The organism is Kitasatospora sp. NPDC002551 (genome assembly GCF_040296005.1).
Lineage (GTDB): Bacteria > Actinomycetota > Actinomycetes > Streptomycetales > Streptomycetaceae > Kitasatospora.
In genome coordinates, this window is sequence record NZ_JBEOWI010000031.1 from 19,045 (window position 1) to 37,641 (window position 18,597).

Annotated in this window: 17 protein-coding genes and 4 pseudogenes; 13 read left to right on the forward strand and 8 right to left on the reverse strand. The window is 76.3% G+C overall.

Annotated elements, in window-relative coordinates:
- Positions 1–32: 32 nt before the first annotated feature.
- The 3 genes and pseudogenes from ABT093_RS24530 to ABT093_RS41020 form a co-directional block, all read left to right on the forward strand.
- Positions 33–2,150: an alpha-galactosidase gene (locus ABT093_RS24530; protein WP_350567985.1), complete on the forward strand. Its 2,118-nt coding sequence runs from the start codon at positions 33–35 to the stop codon at positions 2,148–2,150.
- Between the two features lie 148 nt (positions 2,151–2,298).
- Positions 2,299–3,909: pseudogene (locus tag ABT093_RS24535) on the forward strand (NPCBM/NEW2 domain-containing protein); the annotation flags it as partial.
- Between the two features lie 33 nt (positions 3,910–3,942).
- Positions 3,943–4,362: pseudogene (locus ABT093_RS41020) on the forward strand (NPCBM/NEW2 domain-containing protein); the annotation flags it as partial.
- A gap of 111 nt (positions 4,363–4,473) precedes the next feature.
- On the opposite strand, the gene ABT093_RS24540 reads toward ABT093_RS41020, so the two are convergent.
- A complete protein-coding gene (locus ABT093_RS24540) occupies positions 4,474–4,908 on the reverse strand; it encodes a CBS domain-containing protein (protein WP_350567988.1) in 435 nt (144 codons plus the stop codon).
- Positions 4,909–5,065: 157 nt separating this feature from the next.
- On the opposite strand from ABT093_RS24540, the gene ABT093_RS24545 reads away from it, so the two are divergent.
- The 8 genes and pseudogenes from ABT093_RS24545 (at position 5,066) to ABT093_RS24580 (ending at position 11,828) form a co-directional block, all read left to right on the forward strand.
- Positions 5,066–5,974, forward strand: a complete 909-nt coding sequence (locus ABT093_RS24545; RefSeq protein ID WP_350567991.1) for an AraC family transcriptional regulator — start codon at positions 5,066–5,068, stop codon at positions 5,972–5,974.
- A 63-nt stretch (positions 5,975–6,037) separates the two neighbouring features.
- A complete protein-coding gene (locus ABT093_RS24550; protein ID WP_350567994.1) occupies positions 6,038–6,520 on the forward strand; it encodes a VOC family protein in 483 nt (160 codons plus the stop codon).
- A 12-nt stretch (positions 6,521–6,532) separates the two neighbouring features.
- Complete coding sequence (locus tag ABT093_RS24555) at positions 6,533–6,940, forward strand: MmcQ/YjbR family DNA-binding protein (RefSeq protein ID WP_350567997.1); 408 nt, start codon at positions 6,533–6,535, stop codon at positions 6,938–6,940.
- A 24-nt stretch (positions 6,941–6,964) separates the two neighbouring features.
- A complete protein-coding gene (locus ABT093_RS24560; RefSeq protein ID WP_350568000.1) occupies positions 6,965–8,089 on the forward strand; it encodes a saccharopine dehydrogenase family protein in 1,125 nt (374 codons plus the stop codon).
- Positions 8,086–8,766: a TetR/AcrR family transcriptional regulator gene (locus ABT093_RS24565; RefSeq protein WP_350568003.1), complete on the forward strand. Its 681-nt coding sequence runs from the start codon at positions 8,086–8,088 to the stop codon at positions 8,764–8,766. Before ABT093_RS24560 ends, ABT093_RS24565 begins: the two co-directional genes overlap by 4 nt.
- Positions 8,767–8,881: 115 nt before the next feature.
- Positions 8,882–9,760 (forward strand): annotated as a pseudogene (gene ligD, locus ABT093_RS24570) (non-homologous end-joining DNA ligase); the annotation flags it as partial.
- Positions 9,761–9,871: 111 nt separating this feature from the next.
- Complete coding sequence (locus ABT093_RS24575; RefSeq protein ID WP_350568196.1) at positions 9,872–10,726, forward strand: ATP-dependent DNA ligase; 855 nt, start codon at positions 9,872–9,874, stop codon at positions 10,724–10,726.
- A gap of 34 nt (positions 10,727–10,760) precedes the next feature.
- Complete coding sequence (locus ABT093_RS24580; protein ID WP_350568006.1) at positions 10,761–11,828, forward strand: cyanobactin maturation protease PatG family protein; 1,068 nt, start codon at positions 10,761–10,763, stop codon at positions 11,826–11,828.
- 103 nt (positions 11,829–11,931) lie between these two features.
- Here ABT093_RS24580 and ABT093_RS24585 read toward each other — a convergent pair.
- From ABT093_RS24585 to ABT093_RS24605, 5 genes and pseudogenes are all read right to left on the reverse strand, one after another.
- Positions 11,932–12,495: pseudogene (locus ABT093_RS24585) on the reverse strand (DJ-1/PfpI family protein); the annotation flags it as partial.
- A 36-nt stretch (positions 12,496–12,531) separates the two neighbouring features.
- On the reverse strand, positions 12,532–12,933 hold the full coding sequence (locus ABT093_RS24590) for a hypothetical protein (RefSeq protein WP_350568009.1): 402 nt from the start codon (positions 12,931–12,933) through the stop codon (positions 12,532–12,534).
- Complete coding sequence (locus ABT093_RS24595) at positions 12,933–13,475, reverse strand: hypothetical protein (protein ID WP_350568012.1); 543 nt, start codon at positions 13,473–13,475, stop codon at positions 12,933–12,935. The genes ABT093_RS24590 and ABT093_RS24595 overlap by 1 nt, the downstream gene beginning before the upstream one ends.
- A gap of 68 nt (positions 13,476–13,543) precedes the next feature.
- Complete coding sequence (locus ABT093_RS24600; RefSeq protein ID WP_350568014.1) at positions 13,544–13,996, reverse strand: HAD family hydrolase; 453 nt, start codon at positions 13,994–13,996, stop codon at positions 13,544–13,546.
- Between the two features lie 126 nt (positions 13,997–14,122).
- Entirely contained in the window at positions 14,123–14,776 is a 654-nt protein-coding gene (locus ABT093_RS24605) for a GNAT family N-acetyltransferase (RefSeq protein WP_350568017.1), read from the reverse strand.
- 97 nt (positions 14,777–14,873) lie between these two features.
- On the opposite strand from ABT093_RS24605, the gene ABT093_RS24610 reads away from it, so the two are divergent.
- Entirely contained in the window at positions 14,874–15,416 is a 543-nt protein-coding gene (locus ABT093_RS24610; RefSeq protein ID WP_350568020.1) for a GNAT family N-acetyltransferase, read from the forward strand.
- Positions 15,417–15,461: 45 nt separating this feature from the next.
- Here the strand turns inward: ABT093_RS24610 and ABT093_RS24615 are convergent, their stop codons facing one another.
- A complete protein-coding gene (locus ABT093_RS24615; RefSeq protein ID WP_350568023.1) occupies positions 15,462–16,139 on the reverse strand; it encodes a TNT domain-containing protein in 678 nt (225 codons plus the stop codon).
- A 389-nt stretch (positions 16,140–16,528) separates the two neighbouring features.
- On the opposite strand from ABT093_RS24615, the gene ABT093_RS24620 reads away from it, so the two are divergent.
- The gene (locus ABT093_RS24620) at positions 16,529–16,918 is read left to right on the forward strand and encodes a hypothetical protein (protein ID WP_350568026.1); all 390 of its coding nucleotides are present in this window, start codon (positions 16,529–16,531) and stop codon (positions 16,916–16,918) included.
- A 30-nt stretch (positions 16,919–16,948) separates the two neighbouring features.
- Here ABT093_RS24620 and ABT093_RS24625 read toward each other — a convergent pair whose 3' ends face one another.
- The gene (locus tag ABT093_RS24625) at positions 16,949–18,346 is read right to left on the reverse strand and encodes a geranylgeranyl reductase family protein (RefSeq protein WP_350568029.1); all 1,398 of its coding nucleotides are present in this window, start codon (positions 18,344–18,346) and stop codon (positions 16,949–16,951) included.
- Positions 18,347–18,597: the final 251 nt, after the last annotated feature.

An 18,597-nucleotide genomic window follows, 5' to 3' on the forward strand; every position in this document is an offset into this window, starting at 1 on the left:
TGCGCCCCCCACCCGCGCACCCTGGAGCGCCCATGCGCAGATCCGCGCCCCGATTCGCGTCCCGAGCCCTGCTGGCGCTGACCCTCGCCGCCTCCGGTCTCGGCACGCTCGCCCTCGGCCCGGCGACCACCCCCGCCCCGGCCGCCGACACCGCGGCCGCCCCCACGGCCGTGACCGTCGAGAACGGCCAGGCCCTCACCCCGCCCATGGGCTGGAACTCCTGGAACATCTTCGGCACCGCCGTCACCCAGGAGCAGGTCCTCCAGACCATCGACTTCATGGCCGCCCGCGGGCTGGTCGCGGCGGGCTACGACACCGTCACCGTCGACGACGGGTGGTCGCTGGGCCACCGCGACGGCCAGAGCGCCGACTTCGCCAAGACCGCCGAAGGGGCGATGCAGCTCTACGACGCCGGCGGCAACCCGGTCAGCGGCACCGACGGCACCGGTCGCGACGTCACCAGCGGACACCTGGTGCCCGACCCCACGCGCTTCCCCTCGCACACCGTCGACGGCCGCACCCTCAACGGCATCGAGTACCTCTCCTGGTACGCGCACGGCAAGGGCATGAAGTTCGGCCTCTACGCCACCACCACGTACACCACCTGCCAGGGCCGCCCCGGCAGCCTGGGCCACGAGAGCACCGACGCCGCCGACTTCGTGGCCTGGGGCGTCGACTACGTGAAGTACGACGACTGCCCCTACGGGCCGCAGATCGTCGGACCGGACGGCCACAACTACTACACCCAGGGCATCGGCCGGGAGCTCACCCGCTCGCTCTACGCCCGTGCCCAGGACTTCCGCCGGGCGCTGGACGCGGCCACCGCCGCCGCGAACCGGCCCCGGGTCACCCTGAGCATCTCCGCCCAGCCGGTGCACACCGGCGTGCCGTACCTGCTGGCCGCCGACGACCCGGCCCGCACCGACCCGGTGATCATCGCCGCCGGCACCCCCGAGCGCGAGGCGCCCGGCTACGCGCCGACCGGGAAGTGGTGCGGGCAGGTCGCCAACCTGTGCCGGATCGGCGGCGACCGCGGCCCCGACCTGGAGGGCGTGCTCTACAACGGCCAGATGCGGACCGCGCTGGACTACCCCGGCAACGTCCGGCCGGGCAGCTGGAACGACCTGGACATGATGTTCGGTGGCTGGCTGTCCCCCTACGGCGTCTACGGCACCACCGACACCTGTCTGTGCCACAAGCCGATGACCGACGACGAGGCGCGCAGCGAGATGTCCATCCTCGCGATGCTGGCCGCCCCGCTCATCGCCGGCGCCGATCTGCGCACCGCGGCAGACTCCCGCCACAGCGACCACGGCATCAGCTGGACCACCGGCATCAGCGACACGGCGCTGGCGGTCTACAAGAACACCGACGTCATCGCGCTGGACCAGGACCGCCTGGCCAAGCCCGCCACCCTGGTCGGCGCCCCGCCCAACGGCCCCACCGCGCCGGTCGTGCTCAAGCGCCAACTGGCCGACGGCGACACCGCCGTGCTGCTGGTCAACCAGGACCCGGCCGGCTGGCAGTACATCAGCAAGACGCTCGCCGAGCTCGGCCTGGGCGGCCCCGGCTACACGGTCAAGGACCTCTGGACCGGTGCCACCGGCACCTTCACCAACGCCGTCGGCTCCTGGGTGCCGGCGCACGGCGTCGCGCTGTACCGCCTCAAGCCGCTGCCCGTCACCGTCCCGGCCGCGGTCGTCGGCGACGGCCGCTACCACGGCATCAGCGCGGGCGGCACCGGCGGCCAGGCCCTGGAGGTCCGGGGCACGTGCTCCGCGCCGGACGGCTCGACCACCGACATCAACACCTGGTGGGACTGGCACACCTCGGAGCAGTGGAAGTTCACCCCGAACCCCGACGGCACCGTGCACATCACCGACAACTGCTCCACGTCCACCCAGGTGCACGGCACCCTCACCGGCGGCAACGGGGCCGGCACGGCGGCCTGGGTGCTCAACCGCTGGGATCCGAACAGCCCCCACCAGAAGTGGCGGGTGCTGCAGAACACCACCACCGGGGCACTGACCATCACCAACGTCGCCACCGGGCTCGCCCTGGAGGCCCCGCAGAGTGCGCCGACCTCCGCGGTCGTCCTCGACCCGCCGAACCCGGCGGCCCCGGGCCAGTCCTGGACCCTGCTCAACTGACCGGCCGCTCCGGCCCGCGTCCATCGATCTCAGGCCAACTCCCCTGGCCCGTCCGCCCGTTCCTGTTCCCTCACCTGGAGGATTGTTGCGCACCCCCGATGTCCGACCACGCCGCCGCTTCGCGGCCGCACTGACCGCGCTCACCCTGATGACCGGCGGCGGCGCCCTCACCGTCGGGCTCCAGCTCGCGACGGCGCCACCGGCCGCGGCCCTCGACAACGGCCTCAACCTCACCCCGCAGATGGGTTTCAACAACTGGAACTCCACCTACTGCGGGGACCAGTTCAACGAGGCGATGATCAAGGGCATCGCCGACATCTTCGTCGAGAAGGGCCTCAAGGCCGCCGGCTACCAGTACGTCAACCTCGACGACTGCTGGGCGCTGCCCCAGCGCGACGCGGCCGGCAACCTGGTGCCCGACCCGGTCCGCTTCCCGCACGGCATCAAGGCGCTCGCCGACTACGTCCACGGCAAGGGGCTGAAGTTCGGCATCTACTCCAGCGCCGGCGACCACACCTGCGACGTCAAGGGCTTCCCCGGCGGCCTCGGCCACGAGCAGCAGGACGCCGACCTCTGGGCCTCCTGGGGCGTCGACTACCTCAAGTACGACAACTGCCACAACCAGGGCCTCGACGCGCAGACCCGGTACCGGACCATGGGCGAGGCGCTGAAGCGCACCGGCCGGCCGATCCTCTACAGCATCTGCGAGTGGGGCAGCACCGGGCCGTGGAACTGGGCGCAGCCGGTGGGCAACTCCTGGCGCACCACCGGTGACATCAGCGACAACTGGCAGAGCATGATCTCCATCGCGCAGGCCAACCAGGGCCTGGCCAACTACGCCAAGCCCGGCGCCTACAACGACCCGGACATGCTGGAGGTCGGCAACGGCGGCATGACCGGCACCGAGTACCGCACCCACTTCAGCCTCTGGGCGCAGATGGCCGCCCCGCTGATGATCGGCACCGACCTGCGCAGCGCCGAGCCGGAGACCCTGGAGATCCTCACCAACCGGGACGTCATCGCGGTCGACCAGGACCCGCTCGGCCGGCAGGGCTCGGTGGTCTCCCGGGAGAACGGGCTGGTGGTGATGAGCAAGCCGCTGGCGGACGGCAGCCGTTCGGTGACCCTCACCAACGAGGGCTCCTACGACGCCACCATCAGCACCACCGCGCAGGCCGTCGGCATCGGCGGCGCCGCCTCGTACACGGTCAAGGACCTGTGGTCCAAGCAGAGCACCACCAGCACCGGCGCGATCGGCGCGGTGGTGCCCGGCCACGGCACGGCGATGTTCCGGGTCACCCCGAGCTCGCCGGTCGCCCCGCCCACCGGGGTGACCCGGCTGAGCGACCTGCCGTTCACCTCCGCCGCCAACTACTGGGGCCCGGTGGAGCGCGACCGCAGCAACGGCGACCACCAGGCCGGCGACGGGCGGACCATCACCGTGCGCGGCGTCCCGTACCCCTACGGCCTGGGCGTGCACGCCCCCAGCGAGATCGGCTTCCACCTGGGCGGCACCTGCCGCAACCTGGTCACCGACGTGGGGATCGACGACGACGCCTACGGCAACGGCTCGGTGGTGTTCCAGGTGTTCAAGGACGGCGTGAAGGCCGCCGACAGCGGTCCGGTCACCGGCCGGGACGCGGCGAAGCGGCTCACCGCCGACCTGACCGGGGCCCAGGAACTGCGACTGGTGGTCACCGACGGCGGTGACGGCACCAGTTGGGACCACGCCGACTGGGCGAACGTCCGGATCGCCTGCGGCAGCGGCCCGGCCGCCGGCACCTACCAGCTCTCCGACCTCGCCTGGTCCGCCGCGGGCAACAGCTGGGGCCCGGTCGAGCGGGACATGAGCAACGGCGGCAACCAGGCCCGGGACGGCGGGACGATCACCATCGGGACCGCCACCTACCAGAAGGGCCTGGGCGTCAACGCGTTCAGCGAGATCGTCTACTACCTCGGCGGCTCCTGCTCCGCGCTGAGCACCGACGTGGGCGTGGACGCCGAGGCGCAGGGCCGGGGCTCGGTCTCCTTCCAGGTCTTCGCCGACGACACCAAGGTCGCCGACAGCGGGCGGATGACCGCCGCCTCCGGGGTGAAGCACCTCACCGCGGCGCTGGCCGGGGCCAACGAGCTGCGGCTCGTGGTGACCGACGGCGGCGACGGCACCAACAGCGACCACGCCGACTGGGCGGCGCCGGTGCTCACCTGCTGACGCCGCCGACCGGCCGCTGACCAGCCGCCGACCCGGGCGGACGCGGTGCCGAGCGCTTCTCGGCACCGCGTCCGCCCGTCCCGCTCCCGGCGGGCGCGGAACGGGCCGCCGTCACCGCTTCATGTAGACGCTGTCCATGAAGTCGACGATCTGCTGGTCCGTCAGACGCTGGCCCTCGCGGTGCCCCGTCGCCAGGTCGGCCTCGCTGATCATGCCGACCAGCCGGTCGCCGTCGATCACCGGGATGCGGCGGATCTGGTGCTGCTCCATCTTCCGCAGCACGGTGTCGATGCCGTCCTCGGCCCGGACGCAGTGCAGGTGGCCGGCCAGGTCCATGGCCTTGGCGGTGGCCGGGTCGTGTCCCTCCGCGATACATCGCACGACGATGTCGCGGTCGGTGATGATGCCCTTGAGCTTCTGGTCGGCGCCGCAGATCGGCAGGGCGCCGACGCCCATGTCGCGCATCATCCGGGCGGCGTCGGCGAGGCTCTGGTCGGCGCCGACGCACTGGGCGCCGGGGTGCATGATGTCTCGGGCAGTGGTCACGGGGATCCCTCCTCCGGGTCTTCCCCCGAGCACCGGAAAACTCCGGTGCGCCCACCCTATGCACGCCGCCGACGGTCCGCGAGCCCGTCGTGCCGGGGCCACCCGCGGTCACCGCCGGCCGGTGCGGGGCACGCCCGGGCGGGCCGATACTGGGGGCGTGACGGAGGAGTTCGCCGGGGCGATCGGCGAGACGCTCGACGAGGCGGTGGACGAGGCGGTCCGGGTGCGGCCCGCGACGGCGCTGCGGCCGCACGTGGCCTGGTACGCGGGCTACCGGCAGCGCGGCCTGCCGCCCGCCCTGCACCGCGGTCTGCCCTCCCCGTACCTGACCTTCATCCTGACCCTGGACGAACCGCTCGTCCTGGCCGGGCACCCGGATCCGGCACAGCCGCCCGACCGCTACCGCACGCTGCTCGGCGGCCTGCACACCGCCCCGGCGCTGATCAGCCACGACGGCCGGCAGTCCGGCATCCAGCTCGCCGTCCACCCGCTCGCGGCGCGGGCCCTGTTCGGCCTGCCGGCCGGGGAGCTGTCGGGGCTGGACGTACCGGCCGAGGCGGTGCTCGGGGCGGTGGCCGCCCGGCTCCAGGAGGCGGTGCGGGAGGCCCCCGGCTGGCCGGAGCGGTTCGCGGCACTGGACGGCGCGCTGCTGCGGCTCGCGCGCCCGTCCGGCCGGGTACCGCCGGAGGTCGTCCGGGCCTGGGCCGTGCTGCGGCGCAGCGGCGGGGCCCTGCCGGTGGCCGAACTCGCCCGGGAGACCGGGTGGAGCGAGCGGCACCTGCTGGACCGGTTCCGCCGGGAGACCGGGCTCAGCCCGAAGGCCGCCGCCCGGGTGATCCGGTTCGACCGGGCCCGCCGGCTGCTGGCCCTGCCCGGCCCGGCACCCCGGCTGGCGGAGCTCGCGGCGCGCTGCGGCTACGCCGACCAGGCCCACCTGGCCCGGGAGTTCCGGGCACTGGCCGGGTGCGCGCCGAGCACCTGGCTGGCCGAGGAAGGGCCGCGGGCGGAGAAGTTCCGAAACGTCCAAGGCGGGACCACCGGGCCCGCGCCAGAGTGGGAGGCATGACGGCGGTCCGGCCCGGTGCCCGTTCCCGGGGCCGGTCGCCCCGACCCCGAGGAGGTACCCGCGATGGACACCGACCGTACGGACACCGGCGGCACGGACGTCGGCGGCACGGACACCGAGGCCCCCGGCGGCGCGACGCCCGCTCCGCAGGTCTGGCCGAGCCTGCGCGCCCGTGACGCCCGGGCGCTGATCCGCTTCCTGGTGGAGGCGTTCGGCTTCGAGGAGGTCGTCGCGTACGGCGAGGGTGCGTTCGTGGCGCACGCGGAGCTGGCCTGGCCGGAGGGCGGCGGGGTGATGCTGGGCTCCGACCGGCCGACGCCCGAAGGCGGCGAGCCCTGGCCGGGCGGCCCGGGGACGTTCACCGCGTACGTGGTCACGGCGGACCCGGACGCCCTGCACGCCCGGGCCGTGGCCGCCGGGGCGCGGATCACCACCGCTCCGTACGACACGGACTACGGTTCCCGCGACTTCGCCGCCGCCGACCCGGAGGGCAACCGCTGGTACTTCGGCAGCTACCCGGGCGCCCCGCGCCGGCCGGCGGCCTGAGCCGTGCGCCCCGTGGACCGCGCCGGTGACGCCCCCGCCGGTGACGCCCCGGCCGGTGGGCCGCCGGCCGTGGAGCGGCTGCGGGCCGTCTGCCTGGCGCTGCCCGAGGTGGACGAGCGGGTCAGCCACGGTGAACCGACCTGGTTCGCCGGCGCGGGCCGCCGGGCGCGGGTGTTCGTGATGCTCGCCGACCACCACCACGACGACCGCCTCGCGTTCTGGTGCCCGGCGCCCGCCGGCGCGCAGGAGTTCCTGGTCGCCGGGGAGCCGGACCGGTTCTTCCGCCCGCCCTACGTCGGGCACCGCGGCTGGATCGGCGTGCGGCTCGACGTGGCGCCGCCCGACTGGGAGCGGATCGAGGACCTGGTCGCCGACGCCCACGCCCTGGTGACCGGCCGAAGGCCCTCACGTGATTTTTAGGTCGGATGACCTACTTTTCATCGCATGACCACAGCAACGAAGCTCCCCGCCCCCGATCCGCTCACCCACGACCCGCAGGGGCCGGTCCTGCTGGTCGGCGGCTACGGGACGGTCGGCGCCGAACTCGCCCGGCTGGTGGCGGCCGAACACCCCGTGCTGCTCACCGGCCGGGCGCCGGAGCGCGCGGCGGCACTCGTCCGCGAGCTCGGCGGCGCCCCGCACGCCGAGGTCCGCCGCTGGGACCTCGCCGACCCGGCGCCGTTCCCGGCGGCGGTCCGCGCCGTCGTGGGTGTGGTCAACGACCCGGACGACCGGGTGCTGCGGGCCGCGGCCGCCGCCGGCGTGCCGTACGCCGACGTCACCCGCTGGACCGCCCGGCTCCAGCGCGCCGCCACCGTGGCCGCCCTGCTGCGGCCCACCGCTCCGGTGCTGCTCTCCTCCGCCTGGATGGGCGGCGTCGTCAGCCTGGTCGCCGCCGCGCTCGCGGAGCGGCTCGGCGGGGCGGACCGGGTCGAGACCGCCGTCCGCTGGGACCTCGCCGACCGGGCCGGCGCGGACTCGGTCGAGTTCATGGACCGCCTGGGGCTGGACTACGAGGTGGTCCGCGAGGGCCACCGCCGCACGGTCACCCCGCTGAGCGGCACGGGCACCGTCCGGATCGGCGACCATCCGACCCGGGTCGCCCGGATCGACACGCCCGAGCAGTTCACCCTGCCGCTCACCCTCGGCACCCGCACCGCCACCACCCGGATCGGCTTCAGCTCCGCCCTGAGCACCCGGGCCCTGCTGGCCGCCAAGCACACCGGCTTCTTCCGCTGGGGCCGGGGCGAGCGCTGGCAGTCCGCCCGCCGGGCCCTGCTGTACTCCCCCGGTGAGGGCGGCACCGCACTCCTGCGGGTCGACGTCACGCACGGTGGCCAGGGCCTCGCCGCCCTCGTCGAGGACCGCGCCGGCCAGGCCCACCTCACCGCGGTCGGCGCCCTGCTCGCACTGCGCCGCGCCCTCGGCACGGACGGTTCGGCCCCGGCCCCGGCCGGCCTCTGCTTCCCGGAACAGGCCCCCGACCCGACCGAGGTGCTGCCCGCGCTCGCCGCCCTCGGCGTCACGGTCGACATCCGCTCCGCCACGGGCTTGGATGCTGCCGCATGAGCACCGCAGCGGGCACCGGACCCGGCCCCGAGACCCCCGAGCCCTTCCCCGCCGACCACCCGACCGGCCCGCCCGACCACCCGACCGGCAAGCCCGCGCGGCGGCCCCCCGGCCGGAAGGGGGCGGAGCGGCGGGAGGCGCTGCTGGACGCGGCGGAGGGGGTCCTGGTCGCCGAGGGCGGGCCGGAGCTGACGATGCGGGCCGTGGCGGCGGCGGCCGGGGTGCGGCTGGGCCACCTCCAGTACTACTTCCCCACGCACGCCGAACTGGTGGCGGCCGTGCTGGAGCGGGTGCTGCGGCGGTCGGCCGAGCGGCTCGCCCCGCTGCTCGCCCCGGACGCCGCCGCCGACCCCGCCGCGCTGGTGGCGGCGCTGCTGGCCGACCAGGAGGACGCACGGCTGGTGCGGCTGTTCGCCGAGGTGTGGGCGCTGGCCGCCCGGGACGCCGCCGTGGCGGGCGCCGTCCGCGGGTTCTACGACGACTACCGGGAGCACGTGGCCGCGTTCCTCGCCCGGCTCCGGCCCGGGCTGCCGCAGGCCGAGCGGCAGGCCAGGGCCGGGGTGTTCGTGATGCTGGTCGAGGGCGCCTCGCTGTTCCGCTCCGGAGTGGCGGGCACGCGGGCGCCGGACACCGACGAGGCGCTGGTCCGCACCGCGCTGGAACTGCTCGGGCCGTGACCCGCGCGGCCCGGGGCGGCTCGCGCCACGCCTTCACCGGGAGCAGACTGGCCGTGACGGACCCGGCTGTGACGGACCGGGCCGCGCCGGAACGCGCGCAGCCTCGGAGGCGGCGATGCCGCAGATGGTGGTCGACGGGCGCACGCTCGCCCTCTCGCACCTGGACAAGGTGTACTACCCGCAGACCGGCACCCTCAAGGGCGAGGTGCTGCGCTACTACGCCGCCGTGCACACCGCGCTGCTGCCCCACCTGCACGACCGTCCGGTGTCCTTCCTGCGCACCCCGGACGGCGTGGCGGCCGAGGTGTTCGTCGCCAAGAACCCGCCGCCCGGGACGCCCCGCTGGGTGCGCACGGCCGAGGTGCCGAGCAACAGCGGCGAGCTGCGCCAGGTGGTGCTGGCGAGCGGCGCCGCCCTGCTGTCGCTGGTGAACCTGGGCTGTCTGGAGCTGCACGTGCCGCAGTGGCACACCGCCGCGCCCGGGCTGGCGGACCGGCTGGTGCTGGACCTCGACCCGGGCGCGGGGGCGGGCGTGCTCACCTGCCGCACGGTGGCCGGCATGCTGCGCGAGCGGCTGGCGGCGGACGGCCTGGAGGCCTGGGTGAAGACCTCCGGCGGCAAGGGCCTGCACCTGCTGGTGCCGCTGGAGCCGACGCCCAGCGCCCGGGTCTCCGCCTACGCCAAGGAACTCGCCGCCGAGCTGGAGGCGGCCCACCCGGACCTGGTGGTGCACACCATGGCGAAGGCCCGCCGTACCGGCCGGGTGCTGGTCGACTGGTCGCAGAACGCCGCGAAGAAGACCACCGCCGCCCCGTACACCGTGCGGGCACAGCAGCGGCCGACGGTGTCGGCGCCGCTGTCCTGGGCGGAGCTGGACGGCGCCGGGTCGGCGGAGGAGCTGGTCTTCACGATCGCCGAGGTCCCGGAACGGCTGGCGGCGCACGGCGACCTGCTCGCGCCCCTCCTCGACCCGGCGCGCGCCCGCCCGCTGCCCGCCGCCGGTGCGAGCCGTCCGCCCCGCGAGGCCCCCCAGGCACCCCCGCCCGGCCCGGCCGCCGGACCCGCCGCCCGCGACCCGGTGGTGCTGGAGCCCCCGGTGGAGGTGATGCGCCCGGCCGCGGTGCCCGCCGTCCCGCCGGCGGACGGGCTCGGCGGGTCCGGGGTGGTGTACGAGCTGAAGCTGGACGGCTTCCGCTGCGTGGCCTTCGCCCGCGGGCCGGACCGCCCGCCGTTCCTGCAGTCCCGCTCCGGGCGGGACCTCGGCGCCGAGTTCCCGCCGATCGCCGCCGCGGTCGCCCGGCTCCCGGCCGGGCTGGTGCTCGACGCGGAGCTGGTCGCCTGGCGCGGCGGGCGGTTCTCCTTCGAGGAGCTGCTGCGCACCCGCCGGGCCCGGGCCGGCGAGGAGGTGGCGCTCGGGCTGGTCGCCTTCGACGTGCTGGCCCTGCCCGGCCGCGACGTCCGGGGGCTGCCGCTGGCCGACCGGCGGCGCCTGCTGCTGGCCGCGCTGGCGGACGTCCCGCCGCCGGTCCAGACGGTCCTGGCGACCACCGACCGGGCCGAGGCGCTGACCTGGATGGAACGGCTCGCCGACACCGGGGTGGAGGGGCTGGTCTGCAAGGCGGCCGGCTCGCCGTACCGGGCCCGCGGCGCCGGGCGGGTCTGGGTGAAGTACCGGCGCGGCGACACCGTGGACGCGACCGTGCGCGCGGTCACCGGGCCGCCCGCCCGGCCGAGGGCGGTGGTGCTGGAGCTGGACGACGGCCGGGTGCTGCTCTCCTCGCCGCCGCTGTCCCCGCCGCAGTCCCGGCAGGTCGCGGAGGCGGCGGCCGGGCGGCTCGGCGCGCCCGGGCACGACCCGCAGTACGGCTCCGTCCGGCCGCTCACCGCCCCGCTGCGCGCCGAGGTGACCGTGACCGGGCGGCCGCCGGCGGCGCGCTTCGTCCGGCTGCGCGGCGACTGAGCCCTGATCCGCACCGTCGAGGGAGCCCGGCATCATGGACCGCACCACGACCGACCCTTCGTCCACCGACCCCGCCTCCACCGGACCCGTCGCGCGCGGGCCCGCCTTCACCGACCCCTGCGACGGCGACGGCGACGGCGCGCCCGTGTTCGCGGTCGGCCGGGTCGGCGTCGACTTCCGCTCCGAGGCCCGCCTCGACGGCTTCCGCCGGCAGCTGGGCGGGGCGGCCCCCGGCGGGCCGCCCCCGGACCCCGGGGACGCCCGGCAGCTGCACGACCACCTCGTCCGCCACCCGTGGGCCTCCTCCCGGCTGACCTGGACGCTCTCCACCGGCGGCACCCCGATCTACGCCCTGGAGGCCGAACCCGCCGTCGCGATGGACTGGGGCGGCCCGGTCCCCGACGCCGGACCGGACGGCAGCGAGCGGGAACGGCTCGCGCTGCTGCGCCGGATCGCCGCCGCCCCGCCGGTGCACCCCGTGCACCGGGCGCTGCGCGACACGCTGCTCGGCCAGTCGCTCCCCGCGGACGACCCGGGCCGGATCGGCCGGCTCACCGTGCCCGGGCGGCTGACCGGCCGTTCGGCGCGGCTGTTCTCCGGCCAGGTGGTGCCGGTCGTCCGGGTGGGCGCCGTCGGACTGGCCCGCTGGGCGGAGACCCCGCTGCTCGCGGCCGCCGTGGACGCCGTCGGCCGGGCGCGCGAGCTCAACCGCGACCGGGTGGCCGAGCGGCTCCGCGCGCTGCTCGACAAGGTGTACGTCCAGTTCCGCAACGCGGGCCGCGGCGCCGCCGAACGGGCGCTCAACCACGCCGCCACGGAGGCCTTCCTCACCGGCGGGCTGCTCGCCGACGGCCCGCTCTGCGGCGCGCTGGTGCCCCGCGGGCCTCAGGACCGTCCCGGCCCGCCCGGTCTCTACGCGCTGGACACGATCACCGTCGCCGCGAGCCCGCACTGCCGGCCGGGCTCCGACTGCCAGGACGTGCTGGTGCGGTTCACCGACCCGGCCGACGCACGGCGTGCCGCCGTCACCTACGTCTTCACCGTGGACGTCGGCGACGAGCTGCCGGTCAGCCTGGCACCGGTCCACCGCTTCCTGGGCTGACCTCCCCCGGCGCCGGGTGCTCCCCCGCCGCCGTGTGGCGGGAGGGGGCGGCCTCGTGGGCGAGCGGCCAGGGCGGGTGCGGGCCCTTGGCCGGGTGGGTGTGCGCGAACTCGGTCACCAGTGCCTCGGTGAAGGCCGGCAGGTCGGCCGGCCTGCGGCCGGAGACCAGCACGCCGGGCCCGTCCCGGCAGACGTGCACCGGCTCGTCCACCCAGTAGGCGCCGGCGTTGACCAGGTCGGTGCGGATGCTCGGCCAGGAGGTGAGGGTGCGGCCGCGCACCGCGTCCGCCTCGATGAGCGTCCACGCGCCGTGGCAGATCACCGCGACCGGCCGCCCGGCGGCGGACAGCTCGTGCACGAAGGAGACGGCGGCGCGGTGCAGCCGCAGGGCGTCGGGGTTGGCGACGCCGCCCGGCAGGACCAGCGCGTCGTAGTCGGCCGCCGCCACCACGCCGACCACGTCGTCGACGGGGAAGGTGTCCGCCCGGTCCAGGTGCCGGAACGCCTGGACGCGTCCGGGCCGGGTGGACACCAGCCGCGGGGTGCCGCCCGCCTCGGCGACGGCCTGCCAGCAGGCGGTCAGCTCGACCTGCTCGGCACCCGCGGGCGCGACCAGGAAGGCGACCGTGCGGCCGGTGAGGACGACGAAGTGCTGCACCGCGCTCATCGCGCGCGCCCCGTCCGGCGGCCGGTCCGCACCGGTTCAGCCGGCACGGCGCGCACCGGTTCCGGCGGGCCCGCGGGCGGCCGCCGGGCGCGCGTAGTGCGCGTCCAGGACGGCCCGGCCCGCCGGTGACAGGCCGTGCCCGGCCGGCCCGGGGGCCGCCCGGTCGACGGCGGCGGGCGGCGGCGCCGAACGCACCCGGGCGCGCGGGCAGTCGAGGTGGACGACCAGCTCCAGGTGGTCGATCCGGGCGACCAGTCCGACCGGGACCAGGACCGGGGCGCCCGGCACCCAGGGCCGGGTGTCCACCAGCAGGTGGTCCCCGGCGTCCAGCTCGACCCGGCCCAGCGGGCCGTCGGTCGCCTCGACCTCGTAGCCGACCAGCGACAGGTCGGCGGCGTGGTGGGAGCCCGGGCGGTACTCCCACAGCTCGGTGGTCATCACAGCTCCGGATGGTCCCAGGGACGGCGCTCGGGGCCCTCGGGGCCCTCGCGGCGGTCCGGACGTTCCCGGCGGTCCGGACGGTCGCCGCGCTCACGGCGCTCACGGCGCTCGCGCCGCTCCGCCCGGCGGCCGCCGTGGTCCGTGGGCTCCCCCGGCCAGGCGCGGGCCCGCGGCTCCCGGTACCCGTCCAGCAGATCGTCCGCCGTCCGCGCCCGGGCGCGCCCGCGGCGCTGCAGCAGGGCCGAGATCCCGGCCGCCAGCACGACGCTGCCGATCCAGACCGCGGCCGTGGCGACCGCCACCGCCGCGGTGGGCTTGCGCACCGCGACGCTGAGGCAGACCGCCGACATCACCAGTGCCGTCATCAGCACACCGGACGGAACCCGGCGGCCGAGACCGCCCACCGCGCTCCGGAACCGGCTCGGCCGTTTGGCACCCATCGTGCTCAACCGCCGGTCGAGGCGGCTGTCCCGGCACAACTCTTCCTCGATCTCGGCCAGGAGCCGCAGCTCCCGCCCGCTCAACGCGGGTCCGTCCATCTCGGTCACCTCCGGCACTTCCGGTGACGTCGTCCTCCCGGCCGGGCGAATTCCCGGCGGGGCGCGAGCTAACCGCTCCGGCCGGCGGGCGCGGCCGCGGCGGCCGGACGGCGGTCACGGAACGCCCGGGGACGGGCGAGCAGGCTGTCGTCCAGCACGCGCAGCAGGGCCGCGGCGTCGCGGTGCACCTCGGCGGCGCCCGCGGCCCGCAGCTCGGGCGCGGTGGCACCGGCGCCGAGCAGGGCGACGCACGCCACCCCGGCCCGGCGCGCGGCCCGTACCTCGGGCACGCTCCCGGCGACGAACACCGCGTGCGCGGGCTCGCCGTCCACCAGGTCGAGTGCGGCTCCGACCGGATCGCGGCCGGGGTCGGTCACGGTGAGCGCGGGGGTTCCGGCCGGGCCCGGGGCGGTCAGCACGACCGTCCAGCCGCGGGCGGCGCACTCGCGCGGAAGCTCGGCGAGACCGCGTGGCGTCGCACGCCAATCGGCCCCGAAGAGTGCCGCCGAGACGACCGTCATGGCCCACCGTTCCCGTTCCGCACCGCGTACCGGCGCGCCCTTCCAGGTTAGGCCCGCCGCCCGTGCCCCGCCCCCCGCCCGGTGCGGCGGACGGGGGCGGTGACGGGGGCGGTGACGGGAGCGGTCTCAGGCGCCCTCGCCGGCCCCGGCGTCGGGGTCGGTGGCCAGGCGGGCGTGCAGGTGCTCGTCGTGGTAGAGGCCGTCGCCGAAGCGGTAGGAGGCCCGCAGGGTGCCCTCCAGCGGGAAGTCGCAGCGCTCGGCGACCCGGCAGGAGGCGGGGTTGTCGACCGCGTGCGCGAGTTCGATCCGCCGGGCGCCGGCGGTGGCGAAGCCCCAGCGGGTGATCGCCCGGGTGGCCCGGGTGACCACGCCCCGGCCGCGGCCGGCCGGCAGCAGCCAGTAGCCGACCATGGCGAGCCCGTCGGCGCGGTCGGTCCACCGCAGGGCGATGGTGCCGAGCAGGTCGGCGCCGGCGGCGTCCAGGATCGCGAAGTAGGCGAGGTCGCCGCTCTCCCAGCCGGCGGCCCAGCGTTCGAGGCAGGCCCGCGCCTGCACCAGGTCGACGGCGCGCAGCGGGTTCCAGAGGGCGATGTCCGGATCGGCGGCGGCCGCCGTCAGGCTCGCCTCGGCACCGCCCCGGACCTCCAGCCCTGGCCGCCACGGGCGCAGGACGACGTCGCCCAGGTCGAGCGTGGCCGGGACGAACCCCCGGCGGTCGGGGGCCGCGGACTGCGCGGGGGCGGTGGGCGGTGCGGGGGCGGTGGGCGGTGCGGTGCTCATCCCCCCTTCCTATCTCCGGGCCCCGCCGCCGGGCAACGGATTTTCGGCCCGGCGACATCCGCTCGGCGCCGCCGCCCGGGCGTGCCACGATCGGGCCATGGCCGAACTCGTCACCGCCCACACCTGCGCCCTGGACCACGCCACCCGGGAGGCCGTCCGCGCCCTGCTGTTCGAGGAGTTCGACGACATGGCCGAGGAGGACTGGGAGCACGGCCTCGGCGGCGTGCACGCCCTGGTCCTGGAGGAGGGCGTGCTCGCCGGGCACGCGGCGGTGGTCCAGCGGCGACTGCTGCACGCCGGGCGGGCGCTGCGCACGGGGTACGTGGAGAACGTCGTGGTGCGCGCCGACCGGCGCGGGCGCGGCCACGGTGCGGCGCTGATGGAGGCCCTGGAGAAGGTGGTCCGCGGTGGCTACGAACTCGGGGCGCTCTGCGCGGCGGACGACGCGGCGGCGTTCTACGCGGCGCGCGGCTGGCAGCCGTGGCGCGGGCCGCTCGGCGCGCTGACCCCGCACGGCCCGGAGCCGACACCGGACGACGAGGGCGGGGTGTTCGTGCTGCCGGGCGCGCTGGCGGCCGGCAGCGCGCTGGACCTCGGCGGACGGCCGGTGTGCGACTGGCGCGACGGCGACCTCTGGTAGCCGGGGAGCCGGCCACCGGAGGACGTGCGCCGTCGCGCCGGGGCGTCAGATCCGGGCGAGGTAGCCGTTGTCGACCAGCCAGAGCACGTTCAGCCGGGCCGGGCCGTTCGGGACGAGCGCGGCGTCGAGCTGGTACTGCAGGCCGTAACCGGGCTGGCCGAACCACGGCGCGATCGGCCCGGCGTGCACCTTGAACGGCTTCAGCACGCGGTAGTCGTGGTAGTTGCAGCCCGCGGCCGGGTTGCTGTCGAGGCTCTGCGGCGGGATCGAGCGGCTGGCGTAGGGCAGGCCCTCGGGGGCGAGGAAGGCGCCGTACTCGCTGCCGTAGCGGTCGATCCGCTGGTTCGGGTAGAGGGTGATCTCGAACTCGACCGGGGTGCCGTCGGGCAGGGTGACGTAGCCGTTGGCGGGCGGGTAGATCCAACCCGGGCTGCCGTTGTTGGCGGTGGGGCTGTAGTAGGTGGCGAGGAACTTCTCCTCGCTCAGGCCCCCGGTGCGCCGGTAGCCGATCAGCTCGCGGCCGACCGGGCCGGTGGTCGGCAGGTCGGCGGGGCCGAGGCGGGGATCGCCCTGGAAGTCCGCCGTGGAGCACTCGTCGGACGCGGTGGCGACCGAGGTGGCGGCGGTGGCCGGGGCCGCCCCGGCGGCGGCGAGGGCCGGGGTGCTCGGGGCGAGCAGGGCGACGACCGCGGCGAGCGGCACGGCGAACAGGCGAAGGCGCACGTTGGTCTCCGTCGTGAGGTGATGGCGGTGATGGCGGTGGTGACGGCACGGTGGGGCCGGCGGACCGGAGTGCGGCCGGTGACCCTCCGTGTCCGGTTCGGCACCCAGGCAAGCGGATCGGCTGACCCCGCGTCAACCACCGGGCCCCGCAACGGATCCGGATCCCCCGGTTTCGGCCAACCCGCGCACGTGGGACACCGGGGGCGCGCACACTGGAAGGTCGCGCCCCCAGCCTGGAACCCTGCGCAGCCGCCGCAACCAGCGGCGGACCGCGGCGGCGGCGCCACGGCACGCACCAGTTCCATTGACAGCTCGCCGGACCGGCCGGATCCTCGCCGGTACGGCCCGGCCACCGGCCACGGCCGCCCGACGACCGGGGGTGGTCAGCGATGACGGACCAGTGCGCGGCGCGGCGGATGCCGACGTCGGTCCGGCGGGCGGTCGCCTGCGTGTGGATCCACGCCGCGCTCAGCGGCTGCTCGGGCCTCCTGCTGCTCGGGGCCCTCGGCCGCAACCAGGGCGACGAGGTGGCCCTGGTGCGCTTCGTCGCGATGACCTCCGTGCTGGTCGGCCTGCTGCTCGGCACCTGCGCCGGCCTCGCCCCGCGCCGGGCGGGCTGGACCAGGACGACGGTGGCCGTCATCGAGGGGCTGTCCGTCGCCGCGGGCGTGCTCCTGGTGGTGACCGGCTCCTTCGCCGCGCTGACCGGCATCGCCCTCGGCGCGTTCGTCCTGCGCGCCTTCCTCTCCGCCGACGGGCGCGCCTGGTTCACCGAGTAGTCGCGCCCGCCGGCCGGGCACCGAGGGGCCTCAGCCGCGACTGCCGGGAGCCAGGCGGCCGAGCAGGTGGAGGAGGCGGTCCAGGGCGTCGCGGGAGTTGGGCTCGGTCAGGTTGACCATCAGCCGGAACGCCGCCCGCAGCAGCGCCGGGTTGCCCAGGCCGGCCGCCCCGGCGGCGCCCACCAGGCGCGGGCGGCTCAGCGCCGCGGCGGTCAGCCGGCCGAGCGCGAAGTAGCCGTCGTAGGCGGCGCGCAGCGCCTGCGGGTAGGCGCGCAGGGCCAGGTCGCGGCCTCGGTCGGTGCGCCGGGCGAGGGCCTGGACGATCGCCTCGGCGGCGTAGCGGCCGGACTCCATCGCGTAGGCGATGCCCTCGCCGGTGGCCGGGCTGACGGTGCCTCCGGCGTCGCCGACCAGCAGCAGGCCGTCGGCGTAGTGGGGCCGGCGGTTGAGGCCCATCGGGAGGGCGGAGCCACGGATCGGTTCGGTGACGGCGTCGGGGTGGTAGCCGTAGTCGGCGGGGAGGTCCTCGCACCAGTGGCGGAGCAGCTGGCGCCAGTCCACCTCGCGGGGCACCGCGCCGGTGTCGACGACGCCGAGGCCGACGTTGGCGGTGCCGTCGCCCATGCCGAACACCCAGGCGTAGCCGGGCAGCAGACGGCGGGCCGGGTCGCCGGGGTCGCGCAGGTCGAGCCAGGCCTCCAGGTAGCGGTCCTCGTGGCGCGGGGTGGTGAAGTAGGTGCGGTAGGCGACGCCCATCGCGCGGTCGGTGCGGCGGTAGCGGCGCATCGCCAGGGAGAGCCGGGTGGAGTTGCCGTCGGCGGCGACCACCAGGGGCGCGCGGTAGGTGACGGGCCGGCGCTCCTCGCCGAGCCGGGCGGTGACCCCGGTGATCCGGCCGGTCCGTTCGTCGAGCACCGGGCCCGCGACGTTGGCCCGTTCGACCAGGCGGGCGCCGGCCGCGGCGGCCCGGCGGGCGAGCAGTTCGTCGAAATCCGCGCGGCGGCGGACCAGTCCGAAGCCCGGGAAGGCGGACAGTTCCGGCCAGTCGAGTTCGATCCGGCGACCGCCCGCGACGATTCGCAGACCGCGGTTGTGCAGCCAGCCGGCGGACTCCGAGACGTCGATGCCGAGGTCGATCAGCTGCTTGACGGCGCGCGGCGTCAGGCCGTCGCCGCAGACCTTCTCGCGGGGGAAGGCGGACTTCTCCAGCAGGAGGACGTCCAGGCCGGTGCGGGCCAGGTGGTAGGCGGCGGTGGACCCGGCCGGACCCGCGCCGACCACGATCACATCGGCCGTGTCCACGCCGTTGCCGGGCTCGGCGGCGGCGGTGGACGGCTCCGCGCCGCCCACCGGCCGGGCGCTGCCGGACGGGCCGGCGGGGTCCGGCTGGTCGGGACGGGTGGACGACTGCTGTGCTGGGCCGGGCATGCGGCGCTCCCACGGGTGTCGGTCCTGCGGCGGACTCAGCGGATTCGGCGGACACAGACGATATGGACCGCGAACGCCCCGTCGAACCCGACACGCGGGTACCGGCCGCCCCGCCCGGCCCCACCCGGCCGATCCGGCACACGGGTCTCTCACATCGGAGTGACCGGATTGTTGCGGTGGACTTGTCGGACAATCAGCCTCCCTTGGCCGCAATTCGGCCAAACCCTCCTTGCAGGCCGGGAAGCCACTGC

What these genes read in the sequence shown, in the direction of transcription:
- ABT093_RS24530 (WP_350567985.1), top strand. Translation starts at nt 33, where the DNA reads ATGCGCAGATCCGCGCCCCGATTCGCGTCCCGAGCCCTGCTGGCGCTG.
- ABT093_RS24550 (WP_350567994.1), top strand. Translation starts at nt 6,038, where the DNA reads ATGGACACCGACCGTACGGACACCGGCGGCACGGACGTCGGCGGCACG.
- ABT093_RS24560 (WP_350568000.1), top strand. Translation starts at nt 6,965, where the DNA reads ATGACCACAGCAACGAAGCTCCCCGCCCCCGATCCGCTCACCCACGAC.
- ABT093_RS24565 (WP_350568003.1), top strand. Translation starts at nt 8,086, where the DNA reads ATGAGCACCGCAGCGGGCACCGGACCCGGCCCCGAGACCCCCGAGCCC.
- ABT093_RS24575 (WP_350568196.1), top strand. Translation starts at nt 9,872, where the DNA reads ATGCGCCCGGCCGCGGTGCCCGCCGTCCCGCCGGCGGACGGGCTCGGC.
- ABT093_RS24580 (WP_350568006.1), top strand. Translation starts at nt 10,761, where the DNA reads ATGGACCGCACCACGACCGACCCTTCGTCCACCGACCCCGCCTCCACC.
- ABT093_RS24590 (WP_350568009.1), bottom strand. Translation starts at nt 12,933, where the DNA reads ATGACCACCGAGCTGTGGGAGTACCGCCCGGGCTCCCACCACGCCGCC.
- ABT093_RS24595 (WP_350568012.1), bottom strand. Translation starts at nt 13,475, where the DNA reads ATGGACGGACCCGCGTTGAGCGGGCGGGAGCTGCGGCTCCTGGCCGAG.
- ABT093_RS24600 (WP_350568014.1), bottom strand. Translation starts at nt 13,996, where the DNA reads ATGACGGTCGTCTCGGCGGCACTCTTCGGGGCCGATTGGCGTGCGACG.
- ABT093_RS24605 (WP_350568017.1), bottom strand. Translation starts at nt 14,776, where the DNA reads ATGAGCACCGCACCGCCCACCGCCCCCGCACCGCCCACCGCCCCCGCG.
- ABT093_RS24610 (WP_350568020.1), top strand. Translation starts at nt 14,874, where the DNA reads ATGGCCGAACTCGTCACCGCCCACACCTGCGCCCTGGACCACGCCACC.
- ABT093_RS24620 (WP_350568026.1), top strand. Translation starts at nt 16,529, where the DNA reads ATGACGGACCAGTGCGCGGCGCGGCGGATGCCGACGTCGGTCCGGCGG.
- ABT093_RS24625 (WP_350568029.1), bottom strand. Translation starts at nt 18,346, where the DNA reads ATGCCCGGCCCAGCACAGCAGTCGTCCACCCGTCCCGACCAGCCGGAC.